We start from the raw sequence: 25,630 nt of genomic DNA on the forward strand, positions 1-25,630 counted from the left end.
TACTAAGAAAATAATTAGTACTTTTGTGGAAACGAAAAGGCAAATATACATGGCAAAAGACAAGACGGCTTATGTCTGCTCAAATTGCGGTCAGGAGTCTCCTAAATGGATAGGGAAATGCCCGAATTGCGGACAGTGGAATACCTTTAAGGAGATTCGCATAGCCCCAGAGTCAGGCTCTTTGGCGGCAAGGTCGGCGGCCCAGACCATCAGTGCGCACAGAAACGCTGTCAACGGAGGGGCTGCGCCTGTGTTCCTGAAAGATATTTCTGCTAAAGACGACCCACGCATGGACATGGGAGACGATGAGCTGAACCGAGTGCTGGGAGGCGGCCTCGTACCTGGAAGTATAGTCCTTTTAGGGGGAGAGCCCGGCATCGGGAAGTCAACCCTCACGCTCCAGACTATCCTGAACATGAAGGGCACCCGGGTTCTCTATGTCTCGGGCGAAGAGAGTGCACACCAAATCAAGATGAGGGCCGAGCGTATCAATGGCAGGAAAGGCACTATGGACAATATCATTGTCTTATGCGAAACCTCGCTTGAGAATATCTTCAGCCACATCAAGGATGTGAAGCCGCAGCTTGTGGTTATAGATTCCATCCAGACCATGGCGACGGAAGAAGTGGAGTCAAGCCCCGGGAGTATAGCCCAGGTGCGTGAATGCGCCGCCGCCCTACTCCGCTTTGCAAAGTCAAGCGGCATCCCGGTCATCCTCATCGGACACATCAATAAAGAGGGTACCTTGGCAGGTCCCAAGATACTGGAGCACATCGTGGACACCGTTATCCAGTTTGAAGGCGATCAACACTATATGTACCGCATCCTCCGCAGCATGAAGAACCGGTTCGGGAGTACCTCTGAACTGGGAATTTACGAAATGGAACAAACCGGGCTCCGTCAGGTCTCGAATCCTTCGGAGTTGCTTCTTACCGAGGATCATGAAGGCCTTTCGGGTATCGCAATCAGTTCCGCAATAGAAGGGGTACGGCCTTTCCTCGTGGAAACCCAGGCCCTGGTGTCGAGTGCAGCCTACGGGACGCCTCAGCGTTCGGCCACGGGGTTCGATCAGAGAAGGTTGAACATGCTCCTTGCCGTTCTCGAGAAGCGTGTAGGCTTCAAGTTAATGCAAAAGGATGTGTTCCTGAATATTGCCGGCGGACTGCGCGTTACGGACATGGCAATGGACCTGAGTGTCATTGCCGCGGTGCTTTCCAGTAATGTGGACACAGCCATTGAGACAGGCTGGTGTATGTGCGGTGAAGTGGGATTGAGCGGTGAAGTGCGCCCTGTAAACCGCATAGAGCAACGGGTGGCCGAGGCTGCAAAGCTGGGATTTACGCATCTCATACTTCCCGCCTATAACCTCAAGGGCTTCAATCCGCATAAATATAAGATAGAATTGCATCCTGTGAGGAAAGTCGAGGAAGCCCTCAGGGCATTGTTTGGATAATTCTTGATATAATGGCAGAGGTCTCCTCATGTACAAGGAGACCTTTGTTGTTTTAAATCCTAACCGCGGCTTACATTAATCTTCATAGACGGTTTTATCTTCGATGCCGGCTTCCTTGAGAGCCTCCCTGCGCTCCCGACAGGTTCCGCACTTGCCGCAATGGTGCTCGCCGCCCTTATAGCAGCTCCATGTTTCAGCATAGTCAATGCCCATTTGCTTACCGTGCCGGGCAATATCAGCCTTGGTGATGTCGGTGTAGGACGCCCACAGTTCGACGCCCGCATAGGTGCCGGCCTCGGCTGCATCCGACATCGCGTGCACGAATTCCGGCCGGCAGTCGGGATAGATGGTGTGGTCGCCCCCGTGATTGGCCATCATCACATACTTCAAATGGTGGGTCTCTGCTATGCCGATGGCAATACTCAGCATGATTCCATTGCGAAACGGGACCACCGTTGACTTCATGTTCTCCTCGTCATAGTTGCCTTCGGGAACAGCCTCTGCCCCTTCGAGAAGTGAACTTTTGAAGTATTGGTGCATGAAGTCGAGGTTGATGGTGATGTGCCGGATGCCCAGCCTTTCGCAGTGCAATTGTGCAAACGGAATCTCCCGGGCATTATGATTGCTTCCATAGTCAAAGGAAATGCCCAGCTTGATGCGGTCTTGATATTCATAGAGCATGGTGATGGAATCCATGCCGCCGCTTACTATAATTACAGAATCTTTCATCGTCCTTGAATTTCACGGACAAAGGTAGTGATAAATAACGAAAAAACTCCCGCGCTCTGCATTTTGTTTAAAGAAAAAGTAGTATCTTTGCAACAGGAAAAGACAAACATATTAAATACAGGAAAAATGAAAATTGAACAATTCAACTTTGCCGGTCATAAGGCAATCGTTCGTGTAGATTTCAATGTGCCACTGGATGAAAATGGCAAGGTAACTGACGATACCCGCATCCGCGGTGCTCTCCCCACCCTGAAGAAGGTGCTCGCTGATGGCGGATCGCTCATCATGATGAGCCATATGGGTAAGCCGAAGGGTAAAGTGAAGGCAGAACTTTCTCTTGGACAGATTGTCAAGAATGTGAGCGATGCACTGGGTGTAGAGGTGAAATTCGCCCCTGACTGCGCCCATGCGGATGATCTCGCGGCAGCCTTGAAACCGGGAGAGGCCCTCCTGCTTGAGAATCTCCGCTTCTATCCGGAGGAAGAAGGCAAACCTGTCGGCGTAGAGAAAGGTACTCCTGAATACGACGAGGCGAAGAAGGCCATGAAGCAAAGCCAGAAGGAATTTGCAGCCAAGCTGGCTTCCTATGCCGATGTATATGTGAATGATGCGTTCGGTACCGCTCACCGCAAGCATGCCTCTACGGCCGTCATCGCCGACTCCTTCGATCAGGATCACAAGATGCTTGGCTTCCTGATGGAGAAAGAAGTTACTGCCATTAATAATGTATTGAAGAACGCACAGCATCCTTTTACTGCCATCATCGGCGGTTCGAAGGTAAGCTCTAAGCTGGGTGTTATCAAGAATCTGCTTGACAAAGTGGACAATCTTATCATCGGCGGCGGCATGGGATATACCTTCATCAAGGCGCAAGGCGGCCACATCGGCAAGTCGCTCCACGAAGACGAACTCATGCCGGAGGCATTGAATGTCATCGCGGCAGCCAAGGAGAAGGGCGTGAACCTGAGCCTTTCCATCGCCACGGTATGCGGTAAGGAGTTCTCCAATGATACGGAGCGGTGCGTCTTCCCGATATATAACATCCCTGACGAGTGGGAAGGAATGGATGCTTCCGAGGAAAGTATCGCTGAGTGGAAGAAGATAATTCTCGACTCAAAGACCATTCTCTGGAACGGTCCTGTAGGCGTGTTTGAGTTCGAGAACTTTGCCAAGGGTACCGGCGAGATTGCCAAGACCGTGGCACAGGCTACCCAGGAGAACGGCTGCTATTCACTCGTAGGCGGAGGAGACTCTGTCGCAGCGGTTAACAAGTTCGGTCTTGCAGACAAGGTGAGCTATGTTTCCACGGGCGGAGGAGCCATGCTCGAGGCCATCGAGGGCAAGGTGCTCCCTGGTGTAGCGGCTATTGAAGGCTAATCTAAAACAACTTTATATGTGTGAGGGCGGATACATCTTAGCAGGTGCGTCCGCCTTTCTTTTGTTTCAAACAGCCGCTTCGAGCCTGGAAAAATCGGCGATTTCATCGGGCAAAATCGCCGAAATCATCGCACAATCTCGCCGATTTTGTCAGGCTGTCAACGGCATTTAGAATAGAAGACTGCAAAATATGCGCCGGAAGCAGGAAGTTAAAGATATTTTTTCGTATATTTGCACGAGATGCTGAAGAAACCTTTTTTCATAATAGGCTTCATCATGCTGGCTCTCAATGTGCATGCGCAGCGCCAGCAGATTCTTGCGGACAATATCCGTTCACTTCAAGTCGTAGCTGGCAATCGGTGGCGCGACCTGCCCGTCGTCGGCCTCTCCAATGGTGAGACAGTCAGCATCTCGTTTGACGACATGACCCATGAATACCGCCGCTTCACCTACTCCATCAGGCATTGTGAGGCTGACTGGACGGAAAGCCGGGAACTGTTTCAAAGCGATTTCTGTGAGGGCTTTGCGGAGGGAAATACCATCGACGACTTTGAAGAATCGTTCAACACGAATACTCTCTATACCCATTATACCCTTCAGATTCCCAACGACAGGTGTCGCCTGAAGATGAGCGGGAACTATGAAGTTACTGTTTATGACGGGAATAATGGCGAACTGCCTGTGGCAAAGGTGTATTTCATGGTTCTTGAGCCTTTAATGGGTGTATCTTTGAGAATGCAGACCAACACGGATGCAGACATAAACGGGAGGCACCAACAGATTTCCATGGATGTCAACTATGGCGATATAAAGGTCTCGGATCCTGTAAGGCAGATAAAAACCGTGCTTTTACAGAATGGCCGTTGGGACAACTGCAAGGTGAATGTGAGCCCGCAATACACGATGAACGACGGACTGCGCTGGGAGCACTGCCGTGACTATATCTTTGACGGAGGAAACGAATACCGAAAGTTTGAGATGCTGGACGCCAGCCACACTACCATGGGCTTGGAGAAGATGGACTGGGACGGGCGGCAATATCATGCTTATACATGGACGGATGAGCCCCGGCCGAGCTACATCTATGATGAAGCAGCGAAAGGGGCATTCCTTGTCCGTAACAGCGACAACCAGGAAAACGATACCGAGTCAGAGTATCTTTATGTCCATTTCCGATTGAAGAGTCCGCGTACAGCTGGTCGAATCTACTTAAATGGAAACTGGACATACGGCTTGTTTACACCTGAATATGAGATGCTTTGGAATGATGGGCATCAGCAATACGAAGCTACTGTACTGCTCAAGCAAGGCTATTATTCCTATCAATATCTTTTACTGAGGACTGACGGCACTACTGCCCCACTCCAGAGCGAAGGGAATTTCTACCAGACCAGGAATGAGTATCAGGCTCTCATCTATTATAGAGGTATCGGGGAAAGAACTGACCGTCTGGTCGGATATGCGGCCATTTTAGACAGATAGTGCCATTCATGTTTTATATAAATTACAGAAATGAATTTAAAAACTATAGTTTATTCTTGTAATTTATACAGGAATATGTTATCTTTGCAGATAAGACATAAGGCAAAAGGCAATAAATGAACACCAAATCAACAGACATTCGTGCATATAACGCACTTATCGAGCATGGCATAAGACCGTCAGTACAGCGGTTGGCCATCATGGACTATTTGCTGACCCATCATACTCATCCCACAATAGAAGAGGTGTTTTTGGCATTGCGCGGTGAAATTCCGACATTAAGCAAGACCACCGTGTATAAGACTCTGCGCATGTTTTCAGAGCATAAAGCTGCCCAGATGATTACCATTGACGATCATCGTGTTTGCTATGACGGCGATACAACCCCTCATGTGCACTTCTTCTGCAAGCATTGTGGCAAAGTATATGACCTCGTTAACGAAGTGGCTCCAATGCCATCAAACAATGTGATTGATGGTAATCTTATCGATGAAAGCCAACTTTACTATAAAGGCATCTGCAAGGAATGTCGGGAAGCAGGGCAATAAGCGAGAAGAAACTCAAGGAAATCTATTTCCATAGATTTATACAAGAACATTATGAAGAAGAAATTTATCTGTACTGTATGTGGTTACATCTATGAAGGGGAAGAGGCTCCTGAGCAGTGCCCGATTTGCAAAGCCCCTGCCAGCAAGTTCAAGGAAATGACAGTCGAAGACGAACCGGAGTTTGCCACGGTACATGAATTAGGCGTTGCTTATAAAGACCAGGTAAGTGAAGAACTTATCCAGCACTGCAAGAATACCTTTGCAAGTGAGTGCAGTGAGGTCGGCATGTATCTCGCCATGGCCCGTCAGGCAGACCGTGAAGGCTATCCGGAGGTTGCACGCGTCTTTGAGCATTATGCCTATGAGGAGGCTAATCATGCCAGCCGCTATGCCGAAGTGTTAGGAGAAGTGTTGAGCGACACCAAGAGCAATCTCGAAGCTCGTATCGCTGCAGAGAAAGAAGCAAGTGCGGAGAAATTCGAGGCAGCAAAGCTTGCTAAGAAAGAAGGTTCCGATGCGCTCCATGATACGATTCATGAAATGGCAAAGGATGAGGCTCGCCACGCCGCTGGCTTTATCGGCCTCTATAACCGCTATTTCAAATAAACTCCCTCGAGCGATAGAGAAAATCGTTTAAGGAACTCTTACAAATAAAGGAAAGGGCTTCTGCGTCTTCATATGCACGGAAGCCTTTCCTTGTTTTTATGAGCCTGATAGCATTCTATATAATACAGGCTGTCAGTTCACAGAGATGTGATTTGTTCATCAAGAATAGACTTGATTTGTAACCAGGAAGCCTCATTGTTTGCATCAAGCGTTTGTTTGCTACCCTCCACGGGCACCAATCCTCTATCCGGGGCAGGCCTCCAGGATAATATGGAAATCGTCTGATTATCTACATCATAGGTAACAGACAGGGAGATTGAATGACTGTAAAAATCCCTATATGATTTTGCCCGATGAGCTCTTAGGAACTTCGTGCGGTCATATACAACGCTTCGCGTGTCTACGGCTCCGGAGTTTTGAAGGATCATTTTTAGATTTTGTATAAACTCCGTTCCGTCAATAGTCTCCGGGAGAATTAAGACTTTGTTGTCCTCATATAAATAGCCGTTTTCATTCTGATGTTCTGCAACAAACTGGTAGGTATCCTTGAACTTGTATACTATTGCATGTTTTTGATTCGCGAGATACCCTTTCTGAAGCCAACGCTTGTATCGCAGACGGTGCAAGAGAGGCCGAAGCCATTTAGCTATGAGGCGCATTTGGAGTCTTTATAATGCATATCATTTCCTCTGCCGACACTAATTTCTGCTCTCCCGTGAACATATTCTTCAGAGTAACCTTTCCGGCTTCCATCTCCGTATCGCCTGCAAGGGCTACAAAGGGTATCTGCTTCGCGTTGGCATAGTTCATCTGCTTCTTCATCTTAGCCTTGTCCGGATACATTTCCGTGCGGATACCGGAATCCCGAACCTTTGCAACGACAGGAAGGCAATATGCGGTTTCTTTCTCGCCAAAATTGATGAAGAGCAGTTGGGTGGTGTCTACGGCTTCTTGCGGGTAAAGGTCAAGCATGTTAAGAACATCATATATGCGGTCTGCGCCGAAAGAGATGCCTACCCCGCTCAAGCCTGGCATTCCGAAGATTCCTGTGAGATTATCATAGCGGCCACCGCCTGTAATACTTCCCATGGCAACATCGAGAGCCTTCACCTCAAATATAGCACCCGTATAATAGTTCAAGCCTCGGGCGAGTGTAAGGTCAAGTTGAATCTCATTCTTTAACCCCACGGCCTCCAGGGTGTTGAGTATAAAGCGAACTTCCTCTACCCCTTTTAAGCCAATCTCTGAGGTTTCAAGCACCTTGCGTATAGTATCGAGTTTTTCGTCGTTAGTTCCCTTCAGGGATATAATCGGCTGGAGTTGCTCTATTGCCTTTTCGCTAAGGCCATTGTTGCGGAGTTCCTCATTTACATTTTCTATTCCTATCTTGTCGAGTTTGTCAATGGCAACGGTAATATCAATAATCTTATCGGCCTCGTCAATCACCTCTGCTATGCCGGAAAGTATCTTGCGGTCATTAATTTTAATCTGAACTCTGATGCCAAAACGGCTGAAGACTGTATCTACAATCTGCATCAATTCAACCTCATTGAGGAGAGAATCTGATCCCACAATGTCTGCATCACACTGGTAGAATTCTCGATATCGGCCTTTCTGGGGGCGATCAGCACGCCAGACGGGCTGTATCTGATAACGCTTGAACGGCAACTGTAATTCATCGCGGTGCATCACTACATAACGGGCAAATGGAACGGTAAGGTCGTACCGCAAGCCCTTCTCGCAGAGTTTTGAAGCCAAATGAAGCACATTGCGTGTCGCAAGTTCCTCGTCAGTTATCTTATTCAGGTAATCTCCTGAGTTCAAGACCTTGAAGAGTAACTTGTCCCCCTCCTCTCCATACTTACCCATCAGGGTCTGGAGAGTCTCCATTGCTGGGGTTTCTATCTGTTGAAAGCCATAGAGAGAATAAACCTCTTTAATTGTGTTGAATATATAGTTGCGCTTGGCCATCTCAACGGGGCCAAAGTCTCTGGTACCTTTTGGTATAGAAGGTTTCTGTGCCATTATTTCTTTATGATAGTTTGTTCGCGGTCGGGACCGATAGAGATGATTCTAATGGGTGTCTCTAAATAGTCCTCCAAGAATGTAATATAGTCTTTGAATAATGCTGGGAACTGCTCTTCGGAGGTGAACTTGGTCATATCGGTTTCCCATCCTTTAAACTCTTTATAAATAGGAGTAACATCAGTAATGTCATATGGAAACTCCGCACTTTCTGAACCATCCGCCAACCTATAGGCTACACAGGCCTTAATGGTATCGAAGCTGTCAAGAACATCGCTCTTCATCATGATAAGTTGGGTAACCCCATTAACCATAATTGAATACTTAAGCTGGACAAGATCAATCCAGCCACAACGGCGCTCACGCCCAGTAACAGCACCATATTCATGGCCTATCTGTCGGATAGAGTTACCAGTTTCATCAAAAAGTTCTGTAGGGAAAGGACCGGAACCAACGCGAGTACAATAGGCTTTCATAATGCCATAAACCTCACCAACCTTATTGGGGCCAATGCCAAGTCCTGTACAAGCACCTGCACAAATCGTATTTGATGAGGTTACAAAGGGATAACTGCCGAAATCCACATCAAGCATGGTACCTTGGGCGCCCTCACAAAGCACCCTTTTGTTTTCATGAAGTAAATGGTTGATTTCATGTTCAGCATCGACAATCGAAAATTCCCGCAAATAGGCAATACCCTCAAGCCAATGTTTCTCAATCTCTTCAAAATCGCTGAAATCAGTCCATCCCATAGCTTTGAGCATCTGCAAATGCCGATTCTTATGTAGCATATACTTCTCTTCAAAGTTTTTGAAGATATCACCAATCCGGAGACCGTTGCGTGAGACCTTGTCGGTGTAAGCTGGACCAATACCCTTCCCTGTAGTCCCGACCTTGTTTTCTGCTTTTAGACTTTCTTGGGCATGGTCGAGGATACGGTGAGTGGGCATAATAAGATGAGCCTTTTTGGAAATATGCAGACGCGATTTTAATTCGTGTCCGCTCTTTTCCAATGCAATAGCTTCTTCCATGAAAAGGTCTGGAGCAAGAACCACTCCGTTGCCAATGATGTTTACCTTGTCTCCCTGAAAGATGCCGGAAGGAATAGAACGAAGGACATATTTCTGTCCTTCAAATTCTAAAGTGTGCCCGGCATTAGGTCCCCCTTGGAAACGAGCTACAACATCATAATTTGGAGTAAGGACATCTACAACCTTACCCTTTCCTTCATCCCCCCATTGGAGTCCCAATAGGACATCAACTTTTCCTGTATTCATATTTCTTTTGTTTATAATCTACTTGTCTTCTGCTTACAACTGCTGCATACGCCATAAATGTAAAGAGAGAATACTTCACGGGCAAACCGGCGGAATTTGGTCTCTTCAATGGCATGTACAATCTCAGGAGCTTCTAATTCCGTAACTTGTCCGCATATTGTACAAATCTGATGGATGTGGTTCTCATTGTCATTTATCGCCTCATACTTAGTTCCATCTGCAAGACGGTGGCAAATGACAAGATGCAGATTGATGAAAAGCTTTATTGTATTATAAAGAGTTGCCCGGCTCACGGGGAAGTTTTTCTTTTCAAGCTTCTCTCTCAAGGCTTCTAAAGAAAAGTGTCCTTTCATCGAATAAACGGCTTCCAGAACAGCATAGCGTTCAGGCGTCTTTCGATGGTTGTTGGTCTCAAGATAATTATCCAGAATCTTTTGGGCTTTCTCTTTGGAACTCTTCTTCATTATGAACTATAATAAACAGACATACAAAGATACCTATTTTTATTTATACTAATGAAGGGATAGCTTTAAAAAATCTAAATAATATCAAACCCTTGAGATTTCATAGCATGGCGTGCAATAGCTTCATATTCTGTGCCCAACTCTATAAAGCGCATCAAACTGTTGTATGCAGCATGCCTGACACCTGCATTGCTGCCCTGCAATGCAACTGCGACTTGATCAAGATATTCATTGATTCCACGCTCATTAGGCTCTTGTCCCCGCATGAAGAGCCTCGATAACATTTGATAGGCGGTAATTTGATAAAAGGAATTGTTACTTGCCATCCATTGAAATGTTAATGCCGGCGCATAGTCGAGATGTTGAAAGAGATTAAATGCAAGCATCTCCGCTATTTCCTGAGAGGGGCATTGTTCCATCCAAATCTCTGCTATTTCTGGAACCATCCGTTCTGATGGCATAAGGAGAGTTGCAAGGATCTTGCATTCGCGAATATCTTCTTTATAGAGTTCTATGGCAAGTTCGTAGTCTTTGGGATACTTTTCTGCCATTTTCTGAAGTTCCATTAATGGTACGCCCCAATTAATCCTGTAATTGACACCCTTCTCTCGCATTGACTGGGAGGTAGGGCCATTCATGATTAAATGGAACGACTGTTTTATCTCCTTTATCTTTTCATTAGTTTCTTTTGAAATCATAATATTCCATATTCTTTTGAGTATCGCAGCATTTGATGCTCATAGCTTTCCGTATAATCAATTTTTATGTCGATAATATTGCCCTTGCTGTCAACTACAGGGCTCATAAGCGGATTAATGAAGCCCTTGAAAGGAGCAATGTCAAGAGCTTTATAGCGCGTCAGCACTTCCTCGTGAAGCAAGGGATTTACTTTGATGCCATACTTCTCTACAAGTTCACGAGCCGCATTATAGTCTCCTTCGCTTTTAATGCGCTGAATCTCGGCAAGTTCTTTACCAAATATGGTGCGAAGATTCTGGAAGTCCTTGATCTGCACATACGATTTTCCGTTCCATTTTATGATTTTTATGTTCTCCTTATCAAGGTCCATAGCCCAATGTGCTATCAGAGACCTGTTGCGCATGTGGGCTTCTTCAATTTGAAGGCCTGGCTTGATACGAACAAGTTGAGTCATCAGTCCATTCATCATATAGGTGTAGTATTGCGACTTGTAAGCTTCTGCACTTGGGGTAAGACCCAATTCCACAAGTTTCTCATCCGCTATGTAATAGAGTCCGAAGAGGTCTGCCCTGGCCTCTTCAATTGTGCTTCCATACGCTTTTAGCGCATCCGGACTTGTCCGGGAAAGCAGTTGTCCGCTGCCATGTCCCACACATTCGTGAAGATCAGTATGCAGTTCGTCGCATATATCACCATATTGATGGATGCATTCTTGTATTTCGTTATCTGGTATTACGAACTCTTCGTGAAAACCATTACCGTGGGCAGCTTTGTTGTAAGCCTCCGTAAGGTTACCTATCGTTACGCTTTTGCTTCCGTATTGGGCACGAATCCATTCAGCGTTCGGCAAGTTGATGCCGATGGCAGAAGAGGGATACTCGTCGCCACCGAGCATGGCCGCACAAATTACATTTGCCGTAACGCCTTTTACCTTTTCTTTCTTGAAACGCTTGTCAACGGGTGAATGGTCTTCAAACCATTGGGCATTTTCACTAATAATGCGAGTGCGTTTGGTCGCTTCTTTATCCTTATATTCAACGAGGCCTTCCCACGATCCTTTCAGTCCTAAAGGATCTCCATATACTTCAATGAATCCATTGATGAAGTCTATTTCTCCTTCCTGTTCCTTTAACCATTCGATGGAATATTCATCAAAGGTGTGCAGATTCCCAGAATGGTAATACTTGATCAGGAGTTTGATAACTTTCTTTTGCTGTTCGTTTTCTGAAACTCCTACAGCTTTTTCTAACCAATAAACAATTTGCCGGATAGCCTTGGCATAACGACCATCGGTTGTATAAGTCTCTTCTTTTATAGCGCCGTCCTTTTTTACCAGCCGAGAGTTTAATCCAAATGATGGAACCGCCGTTGCGGATGTCCATGCGAGTCTCTTCTCGTTATAGTAGGCTTCAACTTCTTCTTGCGTTACGCCCTCATAGAAATTGCAGGCTGAGGTAAGCACAAGGTCCTCACCGTCAGCTTGGTTGACGCGTTTCGGTAGGACCTGTGGATCAAAGATTACAGGAAACAGTTCATTACACAATCCGTCAATGTCCTCACCCTCTCTCAAGGGCAATTTTTCTGGTTGCACCCCATATATGGCTTTTCTGAGAAAGTCCTCCGTAAATCCCGGAGTGAACTTCTCGCACCCATAGTGGTGATAGATACCGTTAGAGAACCATATCCTTTTAAGGTAAATCTCTAAGGCCTTGAAGTCCTTGCCCTGCCGGTTCCCCTTATATCCGCAAAATACAGCCTCCAAAACTTTTCTTATTCGGAGGTTGTATTTCCCAAATTGGTCTGTGGTGATATCGCGACCGGCCAATGTGGCCTTGGCCAGATAATAGATTAGAGCCTTCTGTTTGGCGGAGAGACTTTCAAAACCATTCAGACGATAGCGGAGCAATTGCAGATCAGCAAACCGTTCGTCTGAATATTTGAAATCATCTTGCATGTTCTTAATCTTTCTGTGTTTTTTTGTTTTTTGAGCCTGGCCTGCGACCTCTTTTTTTCGGTTTTTCCACTAAAGCCGGATGCTGTGAGAGGTGCTTCAACTTGTAATCCCGGGGGGTGCAGCCATTTACTTTAAAGAACGAGGCATAGAAAGACTGGCGATTGGAGAATCCAACCATATCAGAAATTTCCTCCATGTTCAAATCCTGATAGCGCTTGTCGACCAACAAGGCCATAGCTTCCTCTATACGATATTTGTTAACGAAGGAGGTATAGTTCATGTGGAACTTTACATTTACCACAGCCGAAATATAGCGGGTGTTTGTACCAAGGTCTTCTGCAAGCTTTTTCGCAGAATAGTTCTTGTCTTTGTATTTTTTTTGGATAAGGATGACCTCCAGAATTTTTTCTTTTAATTCATCCATCAAGTGGGGACTGACCAATGTGCGGTAAGTGGCTTCTTTCTCTTTGAGCTCTGTAATATTATACTTCGACATATTATAATGATGTTATAGTGTTTACTTTTTCGAATCTATATGTTTATCTCTAAACTACTAACAAAGGTATGTATAGATTTCGGAAATATCAAATATTTTAACAAAGTTTTTAATTAAACTGTAATATTGGTTATAAAACACAGACAAACGGATAAAATGAGGGCCCGATTATTGCCATTGGTTCACTCTTATAATGCGAATGCCCGTTTGTGAGGGGTGCTTCTTCATATAGGCATGGAGCGTCATTGGTTCTTCAACTATCTTTTTGCGGACTTGTGAAGCATTGAGCAGATGGAGGCCGTCTGCATGCCAAACGGCTATTCCTATGTGAGATGTGTCCAGTCCCGGCTTTGATGTGAGGATTGCAATAATGTCGCCATCATGTATCGCCGCGCGGCATACGGCTGTATTCGCAATTTCCTCCTTGGGGATATACGGGAACTCCCTGCCCTCCAATTCCCGTTCCATGCTCTGAATGCTGGGAATCCAAGATGGATTTCTTGCCAGCATGGGATAAAGTGAAACATGGGTCGACATGAAGTTTATCTCAATTTTTTGAGTTTTCGTGAAGGGGGGATTAGGCTCTGAAACTTCTTCTACATATCCCATGCGGGCATTGTCCGCAATCCATTCGGTAAAATAATGCAGGCGGTTGACATAGGCAACTTCGCCGTTACGGTAGCGGATAAGGCGCAAGAATGTAAGAAAGTCGGCAAAGCGAGTCAGATGATTCTTGGCACATAATGTCAATGCGAGCGTGTTTTCTACGAATGTCGTACAGTCAAATTGCCGCAGATTCACCACAAGCCTTTCCCGTGGATTCTTCTCAAGGGTCTTTGCCACATAAGGCATGCCTATGAGCTGTCGTCCGAAATAGAGCATCAGATTGGTGTCCTCCTTCAAGGCGTTAGCTTTTTGCAACATCGTTACCACCTTGATACTGTCCTGTTTGCCAAATTGGGCTTGCCCGAAAAGAGACGAGGAGGAAATAATTAGCAGCAGGCTTACAATGCTTTTCTTATAGTATTTGTTGATGTAGTGTTTCATAAATTTACTAAATTGTCTTCGGGGTTATTTCTTTCTTCCGAAATTGAATCCGACATAAATGTTGATATTGCCAAAGTATGTATTCGTTGAAAACTGACTCTTGTGGTAGTTATAGGAATGAAAAATGGCGTTGGCCCCCGCATACCACTTGCTGTTGTTCCATACTAAGCCTGTGCGGAGCACACCGTCGAGATTGAAGTTGGCAAAGCTGAAGTCGCGAAACTTAAACCGGCTGCGCTCCATGTCGCCGGTGGAATGCTTGTAGGCCAGTGCGAGCGACAGGGACATGTCAAACAGCCAGTTGTGTGCAAACACCCAGTTGTAGGCATATCCGGCGGACAGGGATACATCTGCATAGTGGATACGCTCGTGCACCAGGTTGTCGTCTATCACTTGAGTTGCAAGTGTTGAGCCGAGGCGGTCTTCTATAATCTGGCCTAATTTCTGCCAGTCCACCTTCAGGCTGTGCGTCGTGTACCCGAATCCCGCAAGGAATGAGCCGGCGCTCCTGCGCTGGATAGTACTCTGGCTGTAAGCTGCCGGGTAGGAGAACTTTCGGTGGTTGAAGATGTAATAGGCATTGAAGCCTTTGATGCTTGCCTCTATTCCGTCGAAGCTGACATTTTTCAGAGGGCTCGTGTCAACCCCCTCTCCAAGGTTCATCTCGCGTATCTTGTAGTCGTTTCCGGTTTTGCGATAGAACAGGTCTAATCCGATTTGCGAGCTGTAGAGACTCATGTTGAAGTCTTGCTTGTTGCTGCCGCCGTTAAGATGGGTAAGATCAATGGTATATCCCAGGAATATCCACCTCCATCCTACATACGGCCCGGCCTTTATACTCACATCCGGAGCAAAACGAATATGTTGCCCGTTGGAAGTTGATATTGTATAGGCCTCGTATGTATTGGTGTTCTGCAGCATCACCTCAAAGTTATATTTCTGAGGCTCCACATAATTGGTGTCCACCTGGCTGAACTTCTTCACGAATTGGTAGAGCGCATTGAATATGCCTTTTTTCTCCTGCCTGGGAGCAGAAGTCGCCACTTCGCCTTCCTGCGGACGAGGAAGGGTGTCCCGACTTTGGATGTTTCCCTCTGCCGCGGCCATGACTGCCGGAACGGCCAGAGCTATGATCAACGCCACTCTTCTCATCTTACATCTTGCCAAGGATACGGTCCATCACCCAGTTGGTGGGGGTTGCACTCACGCTTGTACTCCGGCAGATATCACTGCCCTGCAGGTCTTCTATCACATTCTTGATAATTGGGAGCTGCACATAGTCTGGGTTCTTGACCACGATATTGGTAATGCCGTCGCTGGTAACAAGCCTGATCGGGTCGTAGTTGTATACCGAGAAAGAGAGCGTGCCACGGTCGCCGATGATTTCAATGCAGTCTTCACTGGCACTCTTGTGTCCCACAAAGCACCATGAACCGGAGCCGACAAGCCCGTTTTCGAAACGGAAACAGGCACTGATTGTGTCTTCTGGTTGATAAAGGTGGGCTCGGTTGGCCGTATACCCGTGAGCCTTGACGATGACGCCGAAGATGTCCTGAAGCAAATCTATCTGATGCGGGGCGAGATCATAGAAATATCCGCCCCCGGAAATATCAGGCTGGAGCCGCCATGGAAGTTCATTGGAATTGTAGTCGAGGTCGCGCGGAGGAGCCGAGAAACGAATCTGCACATTGATGATATTTCCCAGGACGCCGTTATTCACGATGCTCTTTACCCTCCTGAAGTAAGGCAGATAGCGCCGGTAATAAGCTACGAAGCAGGGTATGCCGGTCTGTTCGCTGATGCGATTGATGCGCACGCAGTCTTCATAGCTTGCCGCGAGAGGCTTCTCTACATAGACGGGCTTGCCCGAGCGCATGGCCATTATGGCAAAGGTGGCATGGCTCGACGGCGGCGTCGCGATATAAATGGCATTGATTTCCGGGTCGTCGATAAGTTCCTGGGCATCCGTATACCATTTCTTGATATGGTGCCGTGCGGCATAGGATGCAGCATTCTTGGGGTTTTTGCTCATCACGGCCGTTACATGCGAGCCGTCGACAAGGCTGAAGGCCGGCCCCGACTTCTTCTCGGTAACCTCGCCGCATCCGATGAATCCCCAATTAATTTCCTTCATATCAACAGGTTTTATCCGCTTCGGCCGCCCATTCCCGAAGGAACGGCCGCCAAAGCTCGAATTCTCTTTTGTATGCAAAGATACAAAAAACTCAGAATAATGCGTGAAAAACGGATAGTTTTTGAAGAAATTCGGAAAGATTTCGGAGTTCTTTTTATCTGATGGTTTTCCATGCTACAAATAGCTTGTCGGAAAAGCATCAGCATGCCTCGCCGGGCGCATTCGCCAATCTTCTTCCAACTGATAACCCCTTGCAACAGCAATAGAAGTCCCTTTGAGCATGCCTAAACATGGCATTTTGCATGTGTTTCTATAACTGAAACATCGTGTTTCAACGGCTGAAACACCTTGTTTCTGCCACTGAAATAGTGCTTAGATGCTATTTGTAAGCCCGCTAAATGCGATTTACGACCGTGCCAAATTGCATTTCTGTGCTTGCCGGACGCTGTCAGCAGATGGCGGGCCGCCCTCTTTCGAAACTATTTGTCAAAGTATAGGAGGCTGTCGCATACGGCAAATAGAATCGAGTAATAACCACCACATTTGCATCTCCATCCGTTCTCCTTCCCGCCGATAATTATTCTAGGAGATATTAAAACTCTGGTTTTCCTGCAATTATTAGCGTGTTTTTGCTTATCTTTGCACACAAAATAAAGAAGTATGGAAATCAAGAAGTCGGAATTCGTCATATCTGCGCCAAGGGTGAGCATGTGTCCTAACGACACGAAACCCGAGTATGCCTTTATCGGAAGGAGTAATGTGGGAAAGTCAAGCCTCATTAATCTGCTGTGCAATCATAAGGGTTTGGCGAAGACAAGTTCCACACCGGGAAAGACGCTGCTCATCAATCACTTCATTATCAATAATGACTGGTATCTCGTAGACCTGCCGGGCTATGGCTATGCCAAGCGTTCCAAGAGCGTGCAGGAGAAACTTGACCGGATGATTCGCAGCTATATCCTGCAAAGAGAGCAACTCGTCAATGTCTTCGTGCTGGTGGATATCCGCCACGAAGCCATGAAGGCTGACCTCGAATTCATAGACTGGCTCGGAGTAAGCGGCATTCCCTTTGCCATCATTTTTACCAAAGCCGACAAGGTGGCGCAAACCAAAGCCGGCCAATATGCCGAAAAATGGTTGGGGGCTTTGAAGGATACATGGGAGACGCTGCCCCCCTACTTCATCTCGAGCAGCGAGAAAAAAACGGGGCGCGAGGAAATTTTAAACTACATAGAAGAAATCAACAAGACGCTTTAAGCCCGTAAGCCCATGGCCATGACCCCTTATCTGGATGTACAGAACCTAAACAAGAGCTTCGGCGCACAAGTGCTTTTCCGCAATCTGAGTTTCTCCATTGCCGAAGGACAGAAAGTCGGGCTCATCGCGCGGAACGGCACGGGGAAATCCACGCTGCTCTCAATTCTCGTCGGAATGGAAGGGCGGGATTCCGGCGAAATCATTTATCGCAATGACATCCGTGTGGGCTATCTGGAACAATCGCCCGTATTTAGTCCCGAAGACTCCGTGCTTGATGCCTGCTTCAACCATGAGGGAGACCCGGAGAAGGTGCTCAAGGCAAAACAAATCCTGACTCAGCTGCACATAGACGACCTCAACCAGCCCATGGGACAGCTCAGCGGGGGACAGCAGAAGCGCGTGGCTCTCGCCAATGTTCTCATTACCGAGCCGGATATGCTGATACTCGACGAGCCCACCAACCATCTTGATCTCGTGATGATAGAATGGCTTGAAGACTTCTTAAGGCGAGGAAACAAGACCCTCCTGATGGTAACTCACGACCGGTTCTTCCTTGACCGGGTATGCAACTTGATACTTGAACTCGACAATGAAACCATCTATACTTATCGGGGAAACTACAGCTATTACTTGAATAAACATCAAGAACGCATTGATAATCAAAGAGCTGAACTTGCGCGAGCCAACAACCTCTATCGTAAGGAACTGGAATGGATGCGACGAATGCCCCAGGCACGAGGACATAAGGCAAAATACAGGGAAGACACGTTCTATGAGCTGGAAGCTAAGGCCAAACGCTCTATTGAGGAAAGACAGATGCGCCTGAAGGCCTCAAATGTATATATCGGTTCTAAAATCTTCGAATCACAGTATGTGAGCAAGAGTTTTGGCGGAAAGACAATACTGAAGGACTTTTATTATAACTTCTCCCGATTCGAGAAAATGGGAATCGTGGGAAACAATGGAACGGGTAAGACCACATTTGTCCGTCTGCTTTTAGGAGAGATACAACCTGATGGCGGAAAGTTTGATATCGGAGAAACCGTGAGGTTCGGCTATTTCTCACAGGAAGGGCTGAAATTTCGAGACGACCAGAGGGTGATAGATGTTATTACGGAAATAGCCGACTATATAGATTTAGGTAGCGGTCGGCACATGACAGCATCGCAATTCCTGCAATACTTTCTGTTTACCCCGGAGCAACAGCATAACTATGTCTACAAGCTCAGCGGCGGAGAGCGGCGCAAACTGTATCTATGTACGGTGCTGATGAAGAATCCGAACTTCCTGGTGCTTGATGAACCGACCAACGATCTTGACATTCAGACCCTCCAGGTGCTGGAAGAATACCTCCAAGACTTCCCGGGCTGTGTTATCGTTGTGAGCCACGACCGCTATTTCATGGACAAAGTGGTAGACCATCTTCTTGTTTTCAAGGGGGAAGGAGTGGTTAAGGATTTCCCGGGAAACTACACTCAGTATCGTGAATGGCAGGCTCTCCAGCCCAGAGACGGCACAGGAAACAATAAGACTACTGCCCCGAAGAAGGACTACCACCACGAGACGCGACGAAAAATGAGTTTCAAGGAAAAGCAGGAATTCGAGCGTCTGGAGAAAGAAGTCAATGCCCTCGAGGCGGAACAGAAGCTGCTGGAAGAAGAATTATGTAGTGGCAAGCTCAGCGTTGAGGACCTTACGGAAAAAAGCAAACGCCTACCCTGTCTCAAGAAGGAACTTGACGAGAAGAGTATGCGTTGGCTGGAATTAAGCGAGATTGAATCCTAAGGCTGGCTAAATGGCCTTATAGCCCTTGGCACTAATCGTCTTGATGACATCCTTGATTCCCATTTCCTTGTCCGTGGGTGCATGGTGAACAAGTTCGTGTGCCACTCCTTCTGCCTCTTCCTGATTGACCTTGTAGTCAAGGTTCTTATACTTTAATACGGCGCCCCCCCATCCGATGAGGGCTATAGCCACCAATACGATAAAACCAATTAATGCTGTCATTCTATTTATAGATTTTAATTCTTGTTCTGTTGCAAAGTTAATAAATCATTTCTAAATAGGAAAGGAAATGCGGGAAATTATCAGATTTGAAATACAAAACCGATGGAAAAATACAGCTCTACCACTAATGTATAGATCAGGAACCACTTTCCTGCATCCGGAAATCCGCTGACGAGACAGCGGAAAATATCTGCCAAAGAGTGCTGCCGCCCGCTTACCAATCCATAGCTGGTGCCCATAACGGTAGCGACAAAGGCCAATATCGGAATAATGCTCTGGCTGAAGCTGCTCGGAAACAATCCGCCAGTTACACTCAAGAGCACAGCCTGCGGGACAAGAGTAAGCAACGAGATGACGATGAGAAATATGACGAGTTCGCCCAAGACCGTTCTCATGCCGGCACGCGCTGTGTATTCCTTCATCCGCTCTTTGTAATGCGTCAGGGTGAAAAGCAGTCCGCTCTCTTTAATAGCGCCATAGGCAATGGTTCCAAGAACAAGCCATACCAAAAGCGGAGTCGCAAGGTTTTCTACGAAATGCCCAAAGAACCATCTTATCCCCTCGGAACTTAAAAGCGAGCGCATGGCACAACCTGGCATTGCCGCCGTGATAATCCACGACAGTAACACAAGTATGACCATGGCGACGCCAAGTCCCAAGGCGATATATGGAAGGCTATTCTTCATCAGGGTGCAAGTTGTCTATGTCGAGAATTCTTAATTCGAGGGCACGCACCACCAGCCTCGTGGCATTCACCCCCATACCTCCATTTCCGTTGGGAAAGAGTTTTTGTGCGAGTTCGTTTTGCCGCTTCTCCAGGCTTTTAACTCCAAAAGGCATGCTCCGAAGGTTCGTAATCTGTTCCTTAGTGTATCCGAGTGCCAGATGGCGGAGGAAACGCTCGTCGTATTCGTCTATCTCATAGTCTACGATAGCTTCCTGACGAAGTAACTGGTTGTTGACGCTATCCTTGAAGCGGTTGACGATTCGCTCCAGAATCGGTTGATTGAACACGAGCTTCTTGCCAGCCATGCATGAGGCGACGTCGCCTCGCGTGAGAAGTTCCCCACTCTTCAGGATAATACCGTCGCACCCGGCGTCGAGCACATCAACCCAGAGTTTCTCATTAAGAATCTCCCCCGTGAAGATAAGAACCTTGACTTTGGGATAGCGCTCCTTGGTATATCGGCAGATTTCCACTCCTACAGTAGTGGAGCCTCCGAGACCGAGATCCAGCAAGACGAGGTCGGGCAACTGTTCCTTGATTTTCTTGAAGTAGGACTGCTCGCTATCAGCAGTACCGATAATTTCCGCTTCGGGTATCTCGTTACGGAAGATACCCTCTGTGCCTTTCAACTCTAATGGCACATCTTCTACGATTATGACCTTGAATTTTTCCATATTTCTTTTGGTAATACTATTTTCATAATGATTCCGACCTCAGCCTTTTCGGCAGAGATGCCGCAAGCCCGCGCATTGGTAACTTCCCCTATGTCGCGCACGATCTGCCGGCAGAGCAAATACTGAATATTTAGTGTGAGCGGGGTAAACAGTTGTTGACATTGCTCCTCTGTGAGGCTAAGCTTTTTCATAGGAACGGTTAGGATTGTATATTTTTCATCGCGTTCCTGCTCCTTGACAGACAGTTCCTGCTCTCCACTTTGCTTTTTCAGGATATCAAAGAGGTAGTTTGTCATGTCCTTGTCCACGCGGAGCATTCCTTCTATTTGTCGCATTGCCTGTGCACTCAGCATGCTGTAAATTGCTTTGTAATAGTCTGCGACTTCTCCCAAGGCACGCATATCTAATGGCGGAGTCTCGATAAGCTGGCGAATGCGGGAAGGATAATACATCGTCTCGTGCTTTAAGGTAGACAGACAATTGTCCAAGACGCTATTACTGACATGAAGCTTCGCATTTTCGTAATGTGAACGATTAAGCTCATCCTTGGCCAATTCCAGGTCGGTCCTCTGTTTCTTGTTCACATCTATTTCTTTCTGCAAGGCATCCTTGATCTGAAGGACTAAGTTGTCAAGTGGCGCAAACCTGCCATTGAGCATCAATTTCTTGCCTTTCCAAAGAAAATCTATCTTCTGGATTTTTTCCTCAGGCGCAGCTTCACTTAGCAAGACACCGTTAATCTTATTGATTCGTTCGATGTTGAAACGGTAATAAAGCTGAAATCGATAGTAAAGCAAATAATATGCAGGAATGATAAGAATAAGAAGCAAGACAAGGATGATAATGGCGACATTTTTATTAGACTCCGATTTCTGCATGACATAGACATAATTGCTGAGAGTCTTGTCGGCACTCTTGTTCCGGAATAGCTGGGTGTACACCTTATTATTATAAGAGTATAAATCCCATTTATGCAATGCCAAGGCTGCTACCGCAACTTCGTTTCGCATGTTGAGAATCACATTATAGTCTACATTCAGGCTGTCCTGAAACCATTGCAATTCAGCTGGCTCATAAACTTCGCCGCCGGCTAATACCATGGTTTTCTTTCCATGCCGATTTCTCAAATGATAGTTTAGATTGAGATACTGGATGCAACTGTCTGCATATGCCAGGGTCTTCTCATAAGTTCCTGCAAGATTGCTAAAATAAGTTGAATCAGCAAACGCCGATGCCGTTTGCATCGCCGTCTGGGCATTGGCATGAAGGCCAGACATCATGAAGAGGATAACTATCAATCGTGCAACGCCTTTGGGTAAACGGAACCACAGTCGGCTCCCTATGCCTTCACTTTCTGCTCCAATAGAGCAGACGGACAATACTTGGCTGATCTTCCGGTATTTATCAATTATTCCCTTGCAATTCATCAAACCAAATCCGTGGCTCTTTTCTTCCTTCAACTCACCATGCTCATCAGTAATTGGCTTATGGTCAAAAAGATGATTCAGTTGTTCGGGAGTCATGCCTATCCCCGTATCCTTGACGCTTATCTCGACAAAACTTTCCTTCTCTTCTGCAGATATGATAACTTTACCTCCTCGGGGCGTAAACTTCCGGGCATTATCAGCAAGGGTGTTAATCATGAAAAGCGTGAGAGTCTTATCGGCTTTTACAATAGCATCCGTGTCTTCTATTTCTAATTCCACCCCTTTCAGCTGAAATCCGACATGGTTTTTATCGATGATGTTGAAAAGATCTTTTATGGGAAAGCTTTCGATATGCAGACTTAGTTCCCCTTGCCGGAGTTGAATCCAGTTTGTCAGAACAGCATTGTAGGCATTGATCTCATCTGTGAGCTCGGTAATATAGACAAGTCTTTCGCTCTTCAACTCCTCCGATTCTTCATTGTTCCGCAAGGATTTTATCTCATGAATAATGCGGTCTATCAACGGGGTAATGCTGTTTACAAGAGAAATCTTGGCCCTTTGTTCCAGATTAAGGCGTTTGCTTTGCTGAATGTGGATTTGCGACAGTTGCGTCTGTTCCTCTATTTCCTCTCGCTCACTTTCTTTTTCTGTATGTTCCTTGTCGTTTACCTCCTTCCATTGCTTTAAGGGTTGCAGCAATTTATCTTCACTATACTGGCTGTCGTTTTTTCTCCTCATGGTATCGAATATCCACAACAAGATGATAACCAAGCCTATCATCACAATAACAGCTATAATCATCCAATTGAGCTGAGATGATGATTTCTGAAGTTGGTCGGCACGAGCTTCCAACAGGCGGTCTTGCCTTGTCTTCTCCTGCATGTCTAAATAGACATTGCGGTTTATATCGCTATTTGGTTTGTCATCTACAGCAGAATATACGATGGAAAGCTGCTCCCGAATAGAAGCGACCAAATCCGGTGCCCTCTGGATTATCGTGTCTTTATATAGAGCATCTTGTAGGCAGATCAGGGCGGAGCGATAGTCTTTCAATACCCAATAGCATTCAGCGAGGGTTCGATAGGAGCCGGCTATCTGGTAGACATCGCCATAAGCATTGAAGATGGCGTGCGCCCTTAATGCCAGGTTTCCTGCAAGTAGTGAGTCGGGCATATCGTCTGCATTCAGATAGGAAATCGCTGCCTGATTTTCTGCAAAGAGCTTGTTCTGAGGTGCTGATGACTGCAAGTGTTCACTCAGTCCTTGCATGGACTGAGCCTCAAAATAGGGATAGCCGGAGTTGATAGCCAGCATATAACAACGCATAAGATAGTCAAATTCCGTCTGGCTGACCTCATCCTTCGTGCCGTCGGTGATAATACCTCCGGATCCGATATTATAATAGTAATTCAATATCTGGGCAGTATCACGCAGGATTTCTCCATTGGGATCAATTGCGTCAATAGCTGCTATTGACTGGTCGGCGATACCTACATAATAGAAATAAGTGGAGGATACTATCTGGAATTCCGTGTTGGCATATATCAGACGGCGCCGCTGATGGTTGTTGAGCACATTTCTTTCTTCTTTTATCCGGCGAAGCCTCCGCTGTGCCCTTTCACGATAATCATAAAAGTCTTTATTATGAGATTCCCGCTGGCATAGCCGCATCAACTGCACATCGGCAATGGCAAGCTCAATCTGGTTATCCGTAACCTTATCCAGCTCACTGATATATTTCTTCACCTTGTCATAGTCCATCTTTGCCGTTGCGACAAAGGCAAGGTTGTTCAAGGCTTCTGCTCTTCCGTCGTCATAGTTTCCGGCCAGAGCTAATGCACTGTCGGCATAAAGTTTTGTCGAGTCAAGGTTGCGGTAATGCCAGGCATATGAAAACTCATTCAGGTTGTCGACCTGCCGCTCATTGGCATCCGAACAACCGGAAATCATTAAAACAGCCATGGCTAACAGCAGTATAAACAATGCTTCCAGAAGTCTGTTTGGGCTCTTTATGATGGTTCGTTGAATCATTCTTGCAAATACAAAAATAATTATTATTTCGTTAATCAGGAAACGATTTGCCAAAAATAATCGTATTTTTTACTAAATTAAGAGATTGTGTGTTTACACAATTCGGATATTTTTGTTATTTTTGCAAAATATTTTAAACAGCATAACATGTTAGAGAAAATCCGCATCAAAGATATTGCCGAAAGAGCGGGCATATCTGTGGGAACCGTAGACAGGGTCCTGCACAATCGCCCCAATGTATCCAAGACTGCCCGCGACAAGATAGAAAAAGTGCTCAAGGAATTAAATTATCAGCCTAATATGTATGCCAGTGCCTTGGCTTACAACAAGTCATATACATTCTACCTGCTCATTCCGAAGCATGAGCAGGAAGCCTATTGGGATGAGATTGAGCTCGGTGCGATCAAGGGAGTTGAGATGAGGCGCGACTTCCAGGTAAATCTGCAAATCATGTACTATGAAAGGTTTGTCAACAAATCATTTTCCGAGCAGTGCAAGAAATGCATCTCTACTAATCCGGACGGGGTAATCATCGTGCCCAGCGATCTTGACATAACCCGCAAGTTTACGGATATTCTTCACGAAAAGAATATTCCGTTCGTATTGCTTGACAGCTATATGCCCGACCTTAAACCTCTGGCATTCTTCGGACAAGATTCCATGGCTAGTGGTTTCTTTGCGGCGAAGGTGCTCATGATGGTAGCTTCCAAGGAGAAGGAAATTATGTTGATGCGCCAAACAAAAGATAGCAAGCTGATGAGTAAGCAGCAAGATAACCGAGAAACGGGTTTCCGGCACTATATGCACGATCATTTTCCCAATATCAAGATCCTTGACTTAAATCTTCCGATGGAAGGAACGCGTGAAAGCTATGCAGAGATTCTGGAAGAGTTTTTCAGTCTACACCCGCAAATACACCATTGTATAACTTTCAACTCGAAGGCTTATATCGTCGGGGAATTCCTGCTTAAGACGAATCGCAGAGACATACAAATCATGGGATACGACATGGTAAACAAGAATGCCGAATGTCTGAAGGACGGAAGTATCTCGTTTCTGATTGCGCAGCATGCCTATATGCAGGGATATAATTGTGTGGAGACCCTCTTTCGGGCTATCGTGTTGAAGAAAGAGGTGAAAACCGTGAACTACATGCCTATTGAGCTTTTGCTGAAAGAAAATGTAGACTTCTATCGCCGTGATCAAATATAGGAAA

At 46.3% G+C, this 25,630-nt stretch carries 23 protein-coding genes; 8 read left to right on the forward strand and 15 right to left on the reverse strand.

Annotation, left to right across the window (positions count from 1 at the left end; translation table 11 throughout):
- The first annotated feature begins 49 nt into the window (after positions 1–49).
- Entirely contained in the window at positions 50–1,453 is a 1,404-nt protein-coding gene (gene radA / locus BM114_RS05170) for a DNA repair protein RadA (protein WP_092111109.1), read from the forward strand.
- 75 nt (positions 1,454–1,528) lie between these two features.
- Here radA and queC read toward each other — a convergent pair whose 3' ends face one another.
- A complete protein-coding gene (gene queC, locus BM114_RS05175) occupies positions 1,529–2,182 on the reverse strand; it encodes a 7-cyano-7-deazaguanine synthase QueC (RefSeq protein ID WP_092111112.1) in 654 nt (217 codons plus the stop codon).
- Positions 2,183–2,308: 126 nt separating this feature from the next.
- Between queC and pgk the strand changes: the two genes are divergently transcribed.
- From pgk to BM114_RS05195, 4 genes are all read left to right on the forward strand, one after another.
- Positions 2,309–3,559, forward strand: a complete 1,251-nt coding sequence (pgk, locus tag BM114_RS05180) for a phosphoglycerate kinase (RefSeq protein ID WP_092111290.1) — start codon at positions 2,309–2,311, stop codon at positions 3,557–3,559.
- 240 nt (positions 3,560–3,799) lie between these two features.
- On the forward strand, positions 3,800–5,041 hold the full coding sequence (locus BM114_RS05185; RefSeq protein WP_092111114.1) for a type IX secretion system plug protein: 1,242 nt from the start codon (positions 3,800–3,802) through the stop codon (positions 5,039–5,041).
- Positions 5,042–5,157: 116 nt separating this feature from the next.
- Positions 5,158–5,589: a Fur family transcriptional regulator gene (locus BM114_RS05190; protein ID WP_092111116.1), complete on the forward strand. Its 432-nt coding sequence runs from the start codon at positions 5,158–5,160 to the stop codon at positions 5,587–5,589.
- Between the two features lie 51 nt (positions 5,590–5,640).
- Positions 5,641–6,195 (forward strand): NADH peroxidase, encoded by a 555-nt coding sequence (locus BM114_RS05195; RefSeq protein ID WP_092111118.1) that lies wholly within the window; start codon positions 5,641–5,643, stop codon positions 6,193–6,195.
- Positions 6,196–6,332: 137 nt separating this feature from the next.
- On the opposite strand, the gene BM114_RS05200 is transcribed toward BM114_RS05195, so the two are convergent.
- The 10 genes from BM114_RS05200 to BM114_RS05245 form a co-directional block, all read right to left on the reverse strand.
- Positions 6,333–6,854: a hypothetical protein gene (locus BM114_RS05200; protein WP_092111120.1), complete on the reverse strand. Its 522-nt coding sequence runs from the start codon at positions 6,852–6,854 to the stop codon at positions 6,333–6,335.
- The gene (hisS, locus tag BM114_RS05205) at positions 6,838–8,220 is read right to left on the reverse strand and encodes a histidine--tRNA ligase (RefSeq protein ID WP_092111122.1); all 1,383 of its coding nucleotides are present in this window, start codon (positions 8,218–8,220) and stop codon (positions 6,838–6,840) included. Before hisS ends, BM114_RS05200 begins: the two co-directional genes overlap by 17 nt.
- Positions 8,220–9,497, reverse strand: coding sequence for an adenylosuccinate synthase (locus BM114_RS05210; RefSeq protein WP_092111123.1), 1,278 nt, complete (start codon positions 9,495–9,497; stop codon positions 8,220–8,222). Before BM114_RS05210 ends, hisS begins: the two co-directional genes overlap by 1 nt.
- 11 nt (positions 9,498–9,508) lie before the next feature.
- Positions 9,509–9,964, reverse strand: coding sequence for a Fur family transcriptional regulator (locus BM114_RS05215; RefSeq protein WP_369808399.1), 456 nt, complete (start codon positions 9,962–9,964; stop codon positions 9,509–9,511).
- Between the two features lie 71 nt (positions 9,965–10,035).
- The gene (locus tag BM114_RS05220) at positions 10,036–10,659 is read right to left on the reverse strand and encodes a DNA alkylation repair protein (protein ID WP_177207050.1); all 624 of its coding nucleotides are present in this window, start codon (positions 10,657–10,659) and stop codon (positions 10,036–10,038) included.
- On the reverse strand, positions 10,656–12,614 hold the full coding sequence (locus BM114_RS05225) for a dipeptidyl-peptidase 3 family protein (protein ID WP_092111128.1): 1,959 nt from the start codon (positions 12,612–12,614) through the stop codon (positions 10,656–10,658). The genes BM114_RS05220 and BM114_RS05225 overlap by 4 nt, the downstream gene beginning before the upstream one ends.
- Positions 12,615–12,618: 4 nt before the next feature.
- The gene (locus tag BM114_RS05230) at positions 12,619–13,110 is read right to left on the reverse strand and encodes a helix-turn-helix domain-containing protein (protein ID WP_092111130.1); all 492 of its coding nucleotides are present in this window, start codon (positions 13,108–13,110) and stop codon (positions 12,619–12,621) included.
- 168 nt (positions 13,111–13,278) lie between these two features.
- The gene (locus BM114_RS05235) at positions 13,279–14,157 is read right to left on the reverse strand and encodes an N-acetylmuramoyl-L-alanine amidase-like domain-containing protein (RefSeq protein ID WP_092111132.1); all 879 of its coding nucleotides are present in this window, start codon (positions 14,155–14,157) and stop codon (positions 13,279–13,281) included.
- Positions 14,158–14,181: 24 nt separating this feature from the next.
- Positions 14,182–15,309 (reverse strand): DUF4421 domain-containing protein, encoded by a 1,128-nt coding sequence (locus BM114_RS05240; RefSeq protein ID WP_255406435.1) that lies wholly within the window; start codon positions 15,307–15,309, stop codon positions 14,182–14,184.
- Between the two features lies 1 nt (position 15,310).
- The gene (locus tag BM114_RS05245; protein ID WP_092111296.1) at positions 15,311–16,291 is read right to left on the reverse strand and encodes a Gfo/Idh/MocA family protein; all 981 of its coding nucleotides are present in this window, start codon (positions 16,289–16,291) and stop codon (positions 15,311–15,313) included.
- Positions 16,292–16,951: 660 nt separating this feature from the next.
- On the opposite strand from BM114_RS05245, the gene yihA reads away from it, so the two are divergent.
- Complete coding sequence (gene yihA, locus BM114_RS05250) at positions 16,952–17,548, forward strand: ribosome biogenesis GTP-binding protein YihA/YsxC (protein ID WP_092111134.1); 597 nt, start codon at positions 16,952–16,954, stop codon at positions 17,546–17,548.
- Between the two features lie 12 nt (positions 17,549–17,560).
- Positions 17,561–19,333 (forward strand): ribosomal protection-like ABC-F family protein, encoded by a 1,773-nt coding sequence (abc-f, locus tag BM114_RS05255; protein WP_092111136.1) that lies wholly within the window; start codon positions 17,561–17,563, stop codon positions 19,331–19,333.
- Positions 19,334–19,339: 6 nt separating this feature from the next.
- On the opposite strand, the gene BM114_RS05260 is transcribed toward abc-f, so the two are convergent.
- The 4 genes from BM114_RS05260 to BM114_RS05275 all read right to left on the reverse strand — a co-directional run bounded on the left by BM114_RS05260 (position 19,340) and on the right by BM114_RS05275 (position 24,345).
- A complete protein-coding gene (locus BM114_RS05260) occupies positions 19,340–19,555 on the reverse strand; it encodes a hypothetical protein (protein WP_092111138.1) in 216 nt (71 codons plus the stop codon).
- An 80-nt stretch (positions 19,556–19,635) separates the two neighbouring features.
- The gene (locus tag BM114_RS05265) at positions 19,636–20,241 is read right to left on the reverse strand and encodes an AbgT family transporter (protein WP_092111140.1); all 606 of its coding nucleotides are present in this window, start codon (positions 20,239–20,241) and stop codon (positions 19,636–19,638) included.
- Positions 20,231–20,956 carry a DUF5932 domain-containing protein gene (locus BM114_RS05270; protein ID WP_092111142.1) on the reverse strand — a complete coding sequence of 242 codons (726 nt, stop codon included), beginning with the start codon at positions 20,954–20,956 and terminating at the stop codon, positions 20,231–20,233. Before BM114_RS05270 ends, BM114_RS05265 begins: the two co-directional genes overlap by 11 nt.
- Positions 20,935–24,345, reverse strand: a complete 3,411-nt coding sequence (locus tag BM114_RS05275; RefSeq protein ID WP_255406436.1) for a sensor histidine kinase — start codon at positions 24,343–24,345, stop codon at positions 20,935–20,937. The genes BM114_RS05270 and BM114_RS05275 overlap by 22 nt, the downstream gene beginning before the upstream one ends.
- Positions 24,346–24,561: 216 nt before the next feature.
- Between BM114_RS05275 and BM114_RS05280 the strand changes: the two genes are divergently transcribed.
- The gene (locus BM114_RS05280; protein WP_092111146.1) at positions 24,562–25,626 is read left to right on the forward strand and encodes a LacI family DNA-binding transcriptional regulator; all 1,065 of its coding nucleotides are present in this window, start codon (positions 24,562–24,564) and stop codon (positions 25,624–25,626) included.
- Positions 25,627–25,630: the final 4 nt, after the last annotated feature.

The sequence above is a fragment of the Prevotella sp. KH2C16 genome (genome assembly GCF_900113305.1).
Taxonomy (GTDB): Bacteria; Bacteroidota; Bacteroidia; order Bacteroidales; family Bacteroidaceae; genus Prevotella.